Raw genomic sequence first — 13,193 nt, 5'->3', positions numbered from 1 at the left:
TTTATACCTCCACTAAGAATTTTATTCTTTCATCTATAAACTTATTTATTCTTCTTAAGTCTAATTTATCTTTTAATTCTGTCTTATTTATTTCTTCTTTTATTCTAACTAATCCTTCTATATCTTTGTGTAGATAATAATAATTAGCTTGTAATAAATCAAGCATCATTAAATAATTAACTTTATAACCTTGTAATTCTGGATAAAATTTATGATTTATTGTTCTAATATCTAGTCTTGATAATCTAAAATCTTCTTCTTTTATCTTTGAAAAATCATAAAGATTATAATAAAAAATTCTATTATACTTATTCAAAGGATAATCTTTATACTTTATCTCCATATCAGCTAATACTTCTTCTACTTTTTTATCTTCATTTGTTAATATGTTTAAATACATAAATATTTCATCAACTAAATATGTACCTATCGCTGTCTTTGATATCCATGCATCATTATATGAATCTCCAAAGTAATCTCTTTTTAATTCAAGTAGAGATAGATAATTATAGACTAACGGATTAACCTTTTCTAATTTATACATCTTTGCAATATCTTCATCAGTTGCATTTAATCTTTGCATTATTAAACTTGGCAAAGTTTCTGCAAAATTTGTTACTACTATAGTATCAAGCTCACTTTGTATACTATCAAGTAACTTAAAAAATTCTCTATCATAAAAGAAATCTGATTTTTCAAGCTCTGAATAAAGATAATTATGCTCTTTTTCTTTACTTATTCTATTATAGTCCTTTTTATCTATAGTTACTTTATCTGATATCGATGAACAAGAACATATAAGTAAGAATAAAAATATATATCTTTTCATATTACTCCTATAAATCAAATTTTTCAGCAAGTAATCTTGCTACATTTTCTGCTATACTTTCTTCTACTACTATTGAAATAGTAATTTCAGAAGTAGAGATTTGATGGAAACTAATATTGTTTTCTGATAACACTTCAAATATTTTAGATATAGTATTGATTGAAGTAGCAAGTCCTATACCTACTAGTGATACTTTTACAACATTAGAATTAATTAAAATATCATAATTTAATTCTAAATCTTTAAACATTTTTCTAAGTGATTCTTCATCAGTTCTAGGTGATGTAAATGCTATACTTCCTTTTTCTGCTATTACGTCATTTTGACTTATCATATCTATTATTACACCATATTCAGATGCTTTTTTGAATATAGGGTAAAGATTTCTAGCATATGTAGGTATACCATCTATAGTTACCATTACTATATTTTTATTTATAGAAATCCCTCTAATTTCTTTCTTTTCCATAATTTTCTCCTTAAATGTAATTATTGATCCATTATCTTCACCTAAAGTTTTTCCAACATATATTTCAGTTCCATATTTAAAACCAAGCTCTACAGCTCTTGGTTCCATTACTCCTGCTCCTAAATATGCAAGTTCCATCATTTCCTCATAAGAAATATATTGTATTTTTTTTGATTTTTCATAAACCCTAGGATCTATAGTATATATTCCATCAACATCTGTATATATTCTGCATTCCGCATTTAATGAGCATGCTAAAGCAACTGCAGAAGTATCAGATCCTCCTCTTCCAAGTGTTGTAATATCTCCATTTTCATTAATTCCTTGGAATCCAGCAATAATTACTATTTTACCTTCATCAAGATTTTTTAATATTATTTCATTATTAATACTGTCTATAGTATTTTTAGTATGTAATCCTAAAGTCTTTATCCCAGCTTGTTCTCCCGTTAAAGATATAGCTTTTTGCCCCATTTCAATTAAAGCTATAGATAGTAAAGCTATAGTTTGTTGCTCCCCTGTTGACATTAATCTATCTAATTCTCTTTTATCTGGATCATTTGAAATTTCCTTAGCAAGTTTAATTAAACCATCAGTAGTTTTACCCATAGCTGAAACTACTACAACTAAGTCTTTTCCACTCTTTTTCACTTCTATTAAATGTTTGGCAATATTCATAATTTTTTCAGTAGTGGCAACTGAACTTCCACCATATTTATGTACTACAATTTTTCTATCCATAAATTCTCCTAATGTTATGCTTTTATATACATTTTACCACATTTTATACTAAATTGTATAGTGGGAAAATATTTTTAAAAATTCCTCTTCCTTTTTAGTATTTTCAAGATATAACATAGTATATAATATATGAATATGGAGGTTCTTTATGAAAGTTTATTTAGGTTTAGACAATACTCCAATATTAAATGGAGAATACAAAATATTAAGATCAGTAGATTACCTAACTGGAATTATAGGTATAGCAAGTTACAAAAATGGACTTTTAGATGGAAGAAAAATCACATTAGATTAATCTGGTATCGTTGTAGAATCACAAAATTATAAAAATGGTGTTTTAGTATCTGAAAACACTATTGATAACCCTAATGAATATATGCAACTTGCAAATGATGAAACTTCAATATTTACATTAAAAAATGGAATGTTTGAAAAAAATAAATGGATATTTAATGATAATCCTCAACTTGATACACCTGTTCTATTATCTATTGAACACTTTATAGATAATCATCATGTTGGAGAACAAGTATTTTTCCATGAAAACGGTAAAATTATGTTAATGGAATATTATAGAGAACATATGGTGGCATTACCTGAAAAATCAGCTTGGTTTGATTATGATGAAAATGGAAACTTAATTTCTGAAAGAAACTTTAGAAAAAATAAAAAAGATGGTAAACATATTACATATAACGAAAATGGTATGATAATTAAAGATATTTCATATAGAGAAGGAAAACTATTTGGTCCTTCAATTTATCATAGAGAAGACGGAACTAAACTAGTAATAGATTATGAATTTGGATTTAAAGTAGGAGAAAGAATAGAATAATTAGTAAGAGGAAATAAAAGTTTCCCTTTTTTTATTGAAAAATATTCTTAAATGATTTAAAATATAAACATAAGTAAAATAAAAGGATGGTAAAATATGAGAATAATAGTGATTGGTGGAGGAGCAGCAGGAATGATGTTTTCTACACAATATAAAAAGATGAACCCAAATAATGAAGTAATATTATTTGAAAAAACTCCCTATGTTTCATGGGCAGGATGTCCATCTCCATATTACATAGCAAATGAATTACCTTTAAAAAAAGTTACAGGTTCACCTGCACAAGCTTTTATAGATAAAGGAATAGACGTAAGAATTAACACAGCAGTAACTGAAGTAAATTATAAAGAAAAATATGTAATAGCAAATAATGAAAAAATATCTTATGATAAACTAGTTTTAGCAGTAGGGGCAAAATCAACATTAAATATCAAGAAAGATAAATACTTTAGTCTTTCTCATGCAACTGATGCTATAGAAATAAAATCATTTATAGAGCAAAATAAGCCTAAAAATGCATTAATCCTTGGATTAGGATTCATAGGTCTTGAAATGGTTGAAGCTTTTCTTTTAAATAATATTAATGTAACTGTTGTAGAAAAAGCAAATGATATATTTAATATGTTACCTCAAGAATATAGGGAAATATTAAAAAATACGATAAGAGAAAGAAATGTTAAATTAATTTTAGGTGATGGTGTAAAAGAATTTAATGAAGATAATGTAATTTTAGAAAGTAATACAAAACTTGACTTTGATATGTTAATAATTTCAACTGGAATTACTACAAAAACAGAAATTCTAGGTGAAAAATTAGAATTATTAAACGGAAAAATAGTTGTGGATGATAACTTTAAAACAAATTTAGATGATGTATATGCTCTTGGAGATGCCGTACTAAACAAAAATATAATTACTGGAGATTATACTTATGCTCCATTTGGAGATGTAGCTAATAAACACGGTATGATGCTTGCTAAATTACTTTCTGGAAAAAAATCTGAATTTATAGGTGTTACAAACACATATGCAACATCATTCTTTGATTTAAAAATTGCTGGTACTGGTTTAAGTGAAGCAGCTGCAATTGAAAAAGGATATAACATTGGAAAAGTAAGCATGGAAGTTTTAACTAAAAATTCAGGATTCAAAGATTCTATTCCTGGAAGTGCTGAAATTATTTATGACAAAGATAATAACATAGTTTTAGGTGCTACTATGATAGGTCCAGAAGCTATAGCTCAATTTATAGATCAAATTGCAATAGTAATAAGATTTAAAATTAAAATAGAAGATTTAATATCTATAGACTTTGCATATTCACCAACTAATGCAAGTGTATGGAACCCATTATTAGTACTTTACAGAAAAGTTATAAAATAAGGAGAAATTTTTCTCCTTTTTTTATTGACAAGTAAAATATTTTTATGTATAATAAAACATATGCCGCTTTAGCTCATTAGGTAGAGCAGCTGACTTGTAATCAGCAGGTGATTGGTTCGAATCCGATAAGCGGCACCACTTTAAAATAATAAATTAAGAGTAAATATAAAGGAGAGCACTGCTCTCCTTTTTAAATTATATCTTTCATATTATATAAACCCTTTTCAAGTTTAACTAATTTTTCTGCAACATTTACTGCTCCATCTGAAAATATTTTTCTAGATAATGCACTATGTTTAATCTCTATTATTTCATCACCTTTAGCATATATTACCGTATGTTCTCCTACTATAGATCCACCTCTAATTGAATGAACTCCAATTTCTTTTTCTTGTCTTTTTTCATTTCTTCTGCCATAAACTCTATTTCTTTTTTCTCCAAGACTTTCATCTATTACATCTAATAATGTATCAGCAGTCCCACTTGGTGCGTCTAATTTTCTGTTATGATGTGCTTCAACTAATTCAATATCAAACTCATTTAATATTTTAGTTGCATATTCAACAATTTTATTTAAAGCATTCACTCCAAATGAAGTATTTGTTGATTTCAATACTGCAATATATCTACTTGCTTCTTCTATTAATTTCAATTCTTCTTCTGTATGACCTGTGGTTGCAATTAATATATTTTTCTTTTTAGATACTGCAAAATCAAGTGCTTCTTTTGTTAATAAATGATTTGAAAAATCTATTATTACATCAAACTCTTTATCTACTGATGCAAAAGAATCAAATTCACCTTTACCAAAAATATCTACTCTTCCTACAAAGTCATACCCTTTTTCTTTAATAGAAATTATTAAATATTCTGACATTACGCCAGCACCGATTAATAATATTTTCATTATTTATCCTTTCTTTGTTGAATCTTTTCAACAAAATACATCATTATTTTTGTTGGTACAAATCTTGTACTAAATACTGATAATTTATTTAATACACCTGGTATTATTAATCTTTCACCTAAATTATCCAAAGCATATTTAGCTACTGTTTCTGCACTTTGAACACGCATATTATCAAATAATTTAGAATTTTCTAAATTAGAACTTTTAACAAAACCAGTACTAGTTGCACCTGGTGCTAAAATTGATACTTTAATATTAGTATCTTTTAATTCATGTGATAAAGCATTAGTAAATGATGTAACAAATGCTTTAGTTGCATAATACACACTCATTTTAGGACCTGGCATAAAACTTGCAACAGATGAAACATTTAATATTTGTCCTCTATTTTCTTTTTTCATATTAACTAAATATAATTTGGTAAGTGAAATTAACGAACTAATATTCAAATTTATCATTGATAATTCTCTTTCAAGATCTGTTTCAATAAAATCACCAAACAAACCTACTCCAGCATTGTTTATTAATGTCTCTACAAATAAACCTTTATCTTGAGTATACTCATATATTTCTTGGCAACAAGCAATATTTGCTAAATCTTTTTGTAAAATATGTATGTCTAAATTGCTATATTCATTTTTTAATTCTTCTAATATTTCTATTCTTCTAGCTACTAAAATTAAATTATGTCCTTTTTGGGCATATATCTTAGCCATTTCTTTCCCTATACCTGAGCTAGCTCCAGTTATTAATACATAGTTATTCTTCATATTTAATATTACTCCTCCAACTACTATTTCTAATTATTAAATAGAAAATAGCTGCTGCTAAAAAGTTTGAAAATAGATTTCCATAGAATATTGAATAATATCCTAAATATTTACTAGTAACAATTATAAATAAATATCTAAATACCCAAATTCTTAAAAACGACATTATTAATGGATAAATATTTCTTCCTAATGCATTAAATACAGACTGAGTTATTACAAATAATGCAAATGGGAATACTGAATAAGTATAAATATTTAACGCTTCTTGTGTCTTAATAGCTACATTTGCACTTGGGTCATATAGTGCTATTAAATATTTTGAAGTAGATAAAGTTAAAATTAATAATAATAGAGCTACTATCTCTCCTATTACTACCGCTTTTCTATATACTTCTTTAGATTTTTCTACATTACCTACCCCTATATTCATACTTATCATTGTGGTTACCGTTGTACCTATAGAAGTTGGAACTGTAAAGCAAATATTATTTATTTGTGATGCAATTGCAAGTCCAGCTAATACATCCGCTCCATATATTTCAATTTCAGCATTTATTAAATAAAAGCCAAAATTTATCGATGTATATGAAATTATTGTTGGAATTGCTAATCTTATCATCTCTTTTACTATAGGATAATCAAATTTATATTCTCTTATATCTAATTTAAATTTTGATCTTTTTATAAACAGATCATAATACATCCAAACTGTAGTAAAGAAATATGCTGTAAGCGATGCAAAGATTGCCCCCTCTAATCCCATTTTTAATACAGTTAAATAGATAGTATTAAATAATATTTTTAAAATTAATAGTACTATCATTCTATAAAAAGTAGCTTCTGGTTCTCCTGTTGCACTTTTAATCGCATTAAATATTGCAGCCATAAATTGAAATGGTATGATTAATGAACTTAATGCAAAATATGTTATTGCATAATCTCTAATAACTAGATCCGTTGGTGCTAAAAATTCAGCCCCATAATAACAGGCAGGCATTAAAATTATTCCGAGTATAAATCCAAAAACTAAAACCTGTAACGAAACATTTTTTACACCTTTGTATTCTCCTCTACCATTTAATTGACCTATCATTGACATTGCAACAACGCTTAATCCTTGTGATATTGCAATTAGCATATTATATACAGGTTGCATATATGAAACACCTGCACCTACATCAGTTCCTAAAATTTTATTGAGGAACAATCCATCTGAAAATGGTATTAATACTTGAACTATAGCCATCATAAAAGTTGGTATAGTTAAAAACATGATAGTTTTAACAGTATCACCATTTATTATCATATCTCGTCTTTCATCTAAATTCATTTTAAATAAATTATTCATATCTAACCTCTTGTTTTATTATTGATAATATAAATAATACTTTAAATCATAACCTAAGTCAAGAAAATTTAACATATTGTTATATTTAATTTTTTAATGTATAATTTGTATTAAGAGGTGACATATGAGATTACATAAATTAAGAAGCATAAATTTATTAATTAAACCTGCATCTTGTAATTGTAATTTAAGATGTAGCTACTGTTTTTACTTTGATGTAGCAGAGAATAGAGAAACTTATACATATGGAAATATGAGCTATGAAACATTAGAAAATTTAGTTAAAAATGTATTTGACTGTGTTGAGTACCAAGTAAACTTTTTATTCCAAGGTGGTGAGCCTACTATGAGAGGGATAAATTACTTTTACAAACTTCATGAATTAATAGATAAATATAACGTAAACAATATTAATACAACATTTTCTTTACAAACAAACGCAACATTATTAAATAAAAGATGGTTTGATTTATTTGAAAAATACAACTATTTAATAGGAATTTCACTTGATGGAACGAAAAATATTCATGATATTTTTAGAATAGATATAAGACATAAAGGGACTTTTGATTCTGTATTAAATAACATCAATAAATTAAGAGATAGAAACATCGATTTCAACATATTATGTGTTGTAAATTCAGAGGTTTCTAAAAATGCAAAAGAAATATATAATTTCTTTAAAGAACAAGATTTTAAATTTTTACAATTTATCCCTGCTCTTGATCCTTTAAAAAATTATGATGAACAAGATTATAGTTTAACTGCAGAAAATTATGGTAAATTTTTAGATGAAATATTCACTCTATGGCATGAAGATTTAGAAAATGGTCATTTTGTAAGTATTAGATACTTCGAAAACTTATTGTTAATCTTATCTGGAAGAAATCCAGAAGCCTGTGATATGGTCGGACATTGCTCTGTTAATACTGTAATTGAAGCTGATGGTTCAGTATATCCATGTGATTTTTACGTTATTGATGAAAGAAGACTTGGTAATATTAACACTCAAAGTATACCTGAAATAATATTTTCAGAAAAAGCAACACAATTTGTAAAAGAATCATTTAAAATAGATGAAAATTGTAAAACTTGTAAATATTTAAAAATTTGTAGAAGTGGATGTAAAAGACATAAAGATGAAGATAATGTCAATAAATTCTGCTACAGTTATAAATATTTCTTTGGTAAAAATCTAGATAAATTAGTAGATATTAGAAATAAATTTATAAAATAAAACAGGCATCATCGATGCCTGTTTCATATTATTCAGCTTTTTCTATAATTTTTTTAGCTATTTCTTCAGGTACTTGTTCATATCTAATAACTTTCATTTCAAAATATCCTCTACCTTGTGTCATTGATTTTAAATCATTAGAATATTTAAATGTTTCTGCCATCGGAGCTTCTGCAACTATTTCTTGTTTATCTTTACCTATAGCCTGCATTCCTAATACTCTTCCACGTTTCTTAGTTATATCTCCCATGATGTCTCCAACATTTTCTTCAGGTATTACTATCTTAAGTTCCATTACTGGTTCTAGTAATACTGGTTTAGCTTCAAGCATACCTTTTTTAAATGCTAGGTTAGCTGCTAATTTAAATGCCATTTCTGATGAATCTACATCATGATATGATCCATCATAAAGTACAGCTTTAATATTTGTAACTGGATATTTAGCTAATACTCCTTCTTTCATTGATTCTAATAATCCTTTTTCTACAGCTGGGATATATCCTTTAGGTACAACTCCTCCAACTATTTCTTCTTCGAATTCAAATTCTTTTTCAGAATGGCTAAATCTTATCTTAACATCACCATATTGTCCATGTCCACCAGATTGTTTTTTATGTTTACCTTGAACATCTGAAGTTCCTTTAATAGTTTCTTTATATGGTACTTTAAGTTCTTCAGTTAACACTTCAACACCATATCTTTCTTTTAATTTTGCTATTACTGAATTTGCATGTATTTCTCCTTGAACTCCTAAAACTGTTTGTCCAGTTTCAACCACACGTCTCCAATATAGTGATGAATCTTCTTCTCTAATTTTATGTAATGCAGTAGATATTTTATCTTCATCTGATTTATTTTTTGCTTGAATTGCTACTAACATTTGTTCTTTAGGGAACTTAATTTCTTCTATAGCTTCTACTTTTTCATTTTTAGCTAAAGTATCTGAATTTTGTGCGAAGTTTAATTTAGTTAATAAAACTATATCTCCCATAGTAGCTTTTTGTAATTCTACCATTTCACCATGTACTAATGTATATATTTTATTTACTTTTTCATATTCTCTCTTATTAACATTAAATATTTCAGAATCAGCTTTTATTTCTCCTGAAAGTACTTTAACATATGAAATTTTACCAACAAATGGATCTATTACTGTTTTAAATACTTGTCCTACAAATTCTGCTATATCAATATTTTTCTTATTATCTTTAGGAGTAGGTAAATATTCTCTCATCATATCAAATGTTGTATGTAATCCAATATTTTTATATGTAGAACCACAAACTACTGGAATTAATGTACCATCTAATACACCTTTTCTTAATCCTCTATGTATTTCTTCTGTAGTAAATTCTTCGCCAGCAAAATATTTATCCATTAAAGCTTCTTCAGTTTCTGCTACTGATTCAAGTAACATTTCTCTAACTGATTGTACTTCACCTTCATATTCTTCAGGCATTTTAACTGTTTCACATTCTTTTCCATTATATTTTCTTGCAAATAAATCAACTACATTTATATGTCCTTTGAAGTCATCTGCTTTACCCCATGGTATATGGAATGGAGCTATTTTCTTACCGTATTTTTCTCTTAATTGGTTAAGTATTTTTGAATAATCTGCTTTATCTGAATCTATTTTATTGATAAATATAAATTTAGGTATTTTTCTTTCTTCAGTTAATTCTAATGCAATTTCAGTCCCAACACTTAAATCTGTAGTTGCATCTATAGTGATTATTGCTCCTGCTATCGCAGCAAGTCCTGATTCTAATTCACCATAAAAATCTGAATAACCTGGAATATCTAATAAATTATACTTCATATTTTGATATTCAACTGCTGATAAAGTTGTAGTATTTGACATTTTAAATTCCTCAGTTGGAGATGAAATTCTAGAAATTAAATTTGCCGTAAATTCTAAAGATTCTAACATATTACTTTTTCCAGAACCACTATGTCCTAAAATTCCTACGTTTCTAATACTATCACTGGCATAAACTTTCATACCTGTACCTCCTAAAAATATTGATTACTACTATATTAACATTATAACTTGAAATTTTAAAAAAACAAGAAGAGATTAAAAAAAAGTGCTTAAAAAATTTAAGCACTTTAAATATTTTTTATTATCTCACTTCTCTTGCCGCATCAACTCTTACTGCGTATTTAAAATATTTACCCCAGTATGAGTTATTTAAACTTGAAAGTACTACACCTTGTGAAGATGAAGCATTGATAAATAACGAATTACCAATATATACAGCAACGTGATTTACCCTATTTTCTGGTCTGAAGAATAATATATCTCCAGGTTTCATTTCTGCTCTAGCTATTTTTCTACCTCTTTGTACTTGATCAACACTTACTCTTGGTAATTCATAACCAAAAACATCTCTAAATACTTCTCTTGTTAAGGCTGAACAATCTATACCGTTATGCCCTGTTCCACCAAGACTATACCTTGTTCCTGCCCATTTATCATAAGCGCTGAACAATTTATTTTTTAATATAATATTATCTAGGCTGTTGTATACACCTGACATAGACATTACTGATTCTTCAATTTCATTTATCTTCTTATCAATATATGATTGATCATGAATATATTCTGAATCAAACAATACTGAGTTTGAATCTTGCATAACTAATTCTCTTTGAGATTTTGCAGAAGACTTCTTTAGGCTTATTTTAGTTGCACTAAAACTTGTTACAGATAATAGCGCAAGAGATAATACTAACATCATTTTCTTGTATCTCAACATTAATTTACTCCTTCTCTTGTATCAAAAATAAAATTCATAGGCCCATCATTACTTGATTGCACGTCCATATATGTTTGAAATCTTCCTGTAGTAAATTTTACATTACTTTTTTTCAATTCTTCTAAAAATATTTCGTACATTTCATTTGCTTTTAAAGCAGGTGCTGATTCTGTAAATGAAGGTCTATTTCCCTTTTTCATACTTCCATAAAGTGAAAAATTACTTATTACCATTACTTCATAATTATTATCTAGCAATGAAAAGTTTATTTTTCCTTCTTCATCTTCAAATATTCTAAGGTTTATCAATTTTTTAATACAGATTTGTATATCTTTTAGGCTATCCTCATTATGAACTCCTAAATATACTAATAGACCTTTTCCAATAGAATTATTAGTCCCATCTTCAAATAATACCTTAGCATCATTTACTCTTTGAATTAACATTTTCATAATTTAGACACTCCTCTCACGATATTATACCACAAAAAACAAAAAAAAGGAAGAGCCTCTTCCTTATGTTGTATAAATTGATTGTTTTTATGTAGATGGTGAGTCATACTGGAATCGAACCAGTGACACCTTGATTAAAAGTCAAGTGCTCTACCGACTGAGCTAATGACTCACATGGAGCGGGAGACGAGGGTCGAACTCGCGACATTCAGCTTGGAAGGCTGACACTCTACCAACTGAGTTACTCCCGCAAACATGGTGCCTCGGGCCGGACTCGAACCGGCACGGGATTGCTCCCACAGGATTTTAAGTCCTGTGTGTCTACCATTTCACCACCAAGGCATATCTTATTGACAAAAATTATTATACATTATTTGAATATCTTTGTCAATAAAAATATATATTTTTTTAGAATATTTGTTAAACAAACATGAAAATGTCTTAAGAAAAGAAACATGAAAATGTCCCAAAAGTATTTCTAATAGGATACAATAAATATTGCTATGATAAAATATATTAAAGTTAAATAGAAAGGATTATTATGTTTTATGAAAAATGATATATTAACTGAATATGAATACCATAAATATAATGTAATTAAAAATTTAGTTGAAAATAACTCTAATAAAAAAAGAGTTGCTACATTATTAAACATCTCCATAAGACAAGTTAATAGACTTATCAAAATATATAAAGTGAAAGGAAAAGTTGGGTTCATTCACGGAAATAGAAACAAAATTTCAGAAAAAAGAATAAATGATAATATATGCGAAAAAATAGTTGACTTATTTAAAAACAAATACTCAGGATCTTCTATAAAACATTTTACTGAATTAATAGCATTACACGAAAATATACATGTAAGTTCTACATTTGTTAGAAAACTTCTTCTAAATAAATATATATTATCCCCTAGAGCATCTAAAAGAGTGAGAAGACATATGTAAAGATAAGTTAAAGCTATTAGGAGCCAAAAGTCGTTCAATTAAAGAGAGTAACGAAATTAAGGAAATTATAGAAAGAATAGATTCCTCTCCCCATGCTAAAAGAGAAAAATCAAAATACTTTGGTGAGTTAATACAAATGGATGCATCTTCTTTTGATTTTCTAGGTAATGGAAAGAAGCTTCATTTACATATAGCTATAGATGATTCTACAAATACAGTTGTCGGAGCCTATTTAGACTATCAAGAGACATTAGTTGGGTATTACAATGTATTAAATCAAATAATAGAAAATTATGGCATACCTCTGGCATTTTATACAGATAAAAGAAGTATATTTGAATATAAGAAAACTAATTCAAAAAATTTAGATAAAGATACTTATACACAATTTTCATATGCTTGTCATCAATTAGGTATTGAAATTAAAACTACCAGCATATCTCAAGCAAAGGGCTTAGTTGAAAAAGTTAACGACACCTTCCAACTAAGATTACCTATAGAGCTTAA

The 13,193-nt window shown here is 27.2% G+C and carries 13 protein-coding genes, 4 tRNA genes and 1 pseudogene; 7 read left to right on the top strand and 11 right to left on the bottom strand.

The genetic code is table 11. From position 1 onward, the window contains the following. Window position 1 precedes the first annotated feature (1 nt). On the bottom strand, window positions 2-829 hold the full coding sequence (locus tag GM111_RS02420) for a hypothetical protein (RefSeq protein WP_156299297.1): 828 nt from the start codon (window positions 827-829) through the stop codon (window positions 2-4). Window positions 830-836: 7 nt separating this feature from the next. Then, the gene (locus GM111_RS02415) at window positions 837-2,039 is read right to left on the bottom strand and encodes an aspartate kinase (RefSeq protein WP_156299296.1); all 1,203 of its coding nucleotides are present in this window, start codon (window positions 2,037-2,039) and stop codon (window positions 837-839) included. Between the two features lie 148 nt (window positions 2,040-2,187). Here GM111_RS02415 and GM111_RS02410 point away from each other — a divergent pair, with 148 nt between their 5' ends. The 4 genes from GM111_RS02410 (at window position 2,188) to GM111_RS02395 (ending at window position 4,395) form a co-directional block, all read left to right on the top strand. Further along, window positions 2,188-2,334: a hypothetical protein gene (locus GM111_RS02410; RefSeq protein WP_156299295.1), complete on the top strand. Its 147-nt coding sequence runs from the start codon at window positions 2,188-2,190 to the stop codon at window positions 2,332-2,334. A gap of 81 nt (window positions 2,335-2,415) precedes the next feature. Then, window positions 2,416-2,874: a toxin-antitoxin system YwqK family antitoxin gene (locus GM111_RS02405; protein WP_156299294.1), complete on the top strand. Its 459-nt coding sequence runs from the start codon at window positions 2,416-2,418 to the stop codon at window positions 2,872-2,874. Window positions 2,875-2,970: 96 nt separating this feature from the next. After that, window positions 2,971-4,257, top strand: coding sequence for an FAD-dependent oxidoreductase (locus GM111_RS02400; protein ID WP_156299293.1), 1,287 nt, complete (start codon window positions 2,971-2,973; stop codon window positions 4,255-4,257). Between the two features lie 62 nt (window positions 4,258-4,319). Beyond that, window positions 4,320-4,395 (top strand) — tRNA-Thr (locus tag GM111_RS02395). 52 nt (window positions 4,396-4,447) lie between these two features. Here GM111_RS02395 and dapB read toward each other — a convergent pair. From dapB to GM111_RS02380, 3 genes are read right to left on the bottom strand one after another with little or no spacing between them, the layout of a single operon-like run. Further along, entirely contained in the window at window positions 4,448-5,164 is a 717-nt protein-coding gene (gene dapB / locus GM111_RS02390; RefSeq protein ID WP_156299292.1) for a 4-hydroxy-tetrahydrodipicolinate reductase, read from the bottom strand. After that, window positions 5,164-5,937: an SDR family NAD(P)-dependent oxidoreductase gene (locus GM111_RS02385; RefSeq protein WP_156299291.1), complete on the bottom strand. Its 774-nt coding sequence runs from the start codon at window positions 5,935-5,937 to the stop codon at window positions 5,164-5,166. The genes dapB and GM111_RS02385 overlap by 1 nt, the downstream gene beginning before the upstream one ends. After that, complete coding sequence (locus GM111_RS02380; protein WP_156299290.1) at window positions 5,927-7,288, bottom strand: MATE family efflux transporter; 1,362 nt, start codon at window positions 7,286-7,288, stop codon at window positions 5,927-5,929. The genes GM111_RS02385 and GM111_RS02380 overlap by 11 nt, the downstream gene beginning before the upstream one ends. Before the next feature lie 124 nt (window positions 7,289-7,412). On the opposite strand from GM111_RS02380, the gene GM111_RS02375 reads away from it, so the two are divergent. Beyond that, window positions 7,413-8,525, top strand: a complete 1,113-nt coding sequence (locus GM111_RS02375) for an anaerobic sulfatase maturase (RefSeq protein ID WP_156299289.1) — start codon at window positions 7,413-7,415, stop codon at window positions 8,523-8,525. Window positions 8,526-8,553: 28 nt separating this feature from the next. Here GM111_RS02375 and GM111_RS02370 read toward each other — a convergent pair whose 3' ends face one another. The 6 genes from GM111_RS02370 to GM111_RS02345 all read right to left on the bottom strand — a co-directional run bounded on the left by GM111_RS02370 (window position 8,554) and on the right by GM111_RS02345 (window position 12,081). Continuing rightward, complete coding sequence (locus GM111_RS02370) at window positions 8,554-10,530, bottom strand: elongation factor G (RefSeq protein WP_156299288.1); 1,977 nt, start codon at window positions 10,528-10,530, stop codon at window positions 8,554-8,556. A 121-nt stretch (window positions 10,531-10,651) separates the two neighbouring features. Next, complete coding sequence (locus GM111_RS02365) at window positions 10,652-11,287, bottom strand: C40 family peptidase (RefSeq protein WP_156299287.1); 636 nt, start codon at window positions 11,285-11,287, stop codon at window positions 10,652-10,654. Then, on the bottom strand, window positions 11,287-11,739 hold the full coding sequence (gene dtd, locus GM111_RS02360; protein WP_156299286.1) for a D-aminoacyl-tRNA deacylase: 453 nt from the start codon (window positions 11,737-11,739) through the stop codon (window positions 11,287-11,289). Before dtd ends, GM111_RS02365 begins: the two co-directional genes overlap by 1 nt. Window positions 11,740-11,835: 96 nt before the next feature. Beyond that, window positions 11,836-11,911 (bottom strand) — tRNA-Lys (locus GM111_RS02355). A gap of 3 nt (window positions 11,912-11,914) precedes the next feature. Further along, window positions 11,915-11,990: transfer RNA gene (locus tag GM111_RS02350), tRNA-Gly, on the bottom strand. A gap of 5 nt (window positions 11,991-11,995) precedes the next feature. Continuing rightward, window positions 11,996-12,081, bottom strand: a tRNA-Leu gene (locus tag GM111_RS02345). Window positions 12,082-12,287: 206 nt separating this feature from the next. On the opposite strand from GM111_RS02345, the gene GM111_RS02340 reads away from it, so the two are divergent. Beyond that, window positions 12,288-12,686, top strand: coding sequence for a hypothetical protein (locus GM111_RS02340; RefSeq protein WP_156299285.1), 399 nt, complete (start codon window positions 12,288-12,290; stop codon window positions 12,684-12,686). A 136-nt stretch (window positions 12,687-12,822) separates the two neighbouring features. Further along, window positions 12,823-13,193, top strand: a pseudogene (locus tag GM111_RS02335) (DDE-type integrase/transposase/recombinase); the annotation flags it as partial.

The sequence above is a fragment of the Streptobacillus canis genome (assembly GCF_009733925.1).
GTDB classification, from domain to species: Bacteria; Fusobacteriota; Fusobacteriia; order Fusobacteriales; family Leptotrichiaceae; genus Streptobacillus; species Streptobacillus canis.
Note: the sequence above shows the minus strand (reverse complement) of the source record. Positions and strands in the feature narration are given on the sequence as shown.

Coding starts and splice junctions, on each gene's coding strand:
- GM111_RS02410 (WP_156299295.1), top strand. CDS start 2,188: ATGAAAGTTTATTTAGGTTTAGACAATACTCCAATATTAAATGGAGAA.
- GM111_RS02400 (WP_156299293.1), top strand. CDS start 2,971: ATGAGAATAATAGTGATTGGTGGAGGAGCAGCAGGAATGATGTTTTCT.
- GM111_RS02380 (WP_156299290.1), bottom strand. CDS start 7,288: ATGAATAATTTATTTAAAATGAATTTAGATGAAAGACGAGATATGATA.
- GM111_RS02340 (WP_156299285.1), top strand. CDS start 12,288: ATGAAAAATGATATATTAACTGAATATGAATACCATAAATATAATGTA.
- GM111_RS02375 (WP_156299289.1), top strand. CDS start 7,413: ATGAGATTACATAAATTAAGAAGCATAAATTTATTAATTAAACCTGCA.
- dapB (WP_156299292.1), bottom strand. CDS start 5,164: ATGAAAATATTATTAATCGGTGCTGGCGTAATGTCAGAATATTTAATA.
- dtd (WP_156299286.1), bottom strand. CDS start 11,739: ATGAAAATGTTAATTCAAAGAGTAAATGATGCTAAGGTATTATTTGAA.
- GM111_RS02405 (WP_156299294.1), top strand. CDS start 2,416: ATGCAACTTGCAAATGATGAAACTTCAATATTTACATTAAAAAATGGA.
- GM111_RS02415 (WP_156299296.1), bottom strand. CDS start 2,039: ATGGATAGAAAAATTGTAGTACATAAATATGGTGGAAGTTCAGTTGCC.
- GM111_RS02370 (WP_156299288.1), bottom strand. CDS start 10,530: ATGAAAGTTTATGCCAGTGATAGTATTAGAAACGTAGGAATTTTAGGA.
- GM111_RS02420 (WP_156299297.1), bottom strand. CDS start 829: ATGAAAAGATATATATTTTTATTCTTACTTATATGTTCTTGTTCATCG.
- GM111_RS02365 (WP_156299287.1), bottom strand. CDS start 11,287: ATGTTGAGATACAAGAAAATGATGTTAGTATTATCTCTTGCGCTATTA.
- GM111_RS02385 (WP_156299291.1), bottom strand. CDS start 5,937: ATGAAGAATAACTATGTATTAATAACTGGAGCTAGCTCAGGTATAGGG.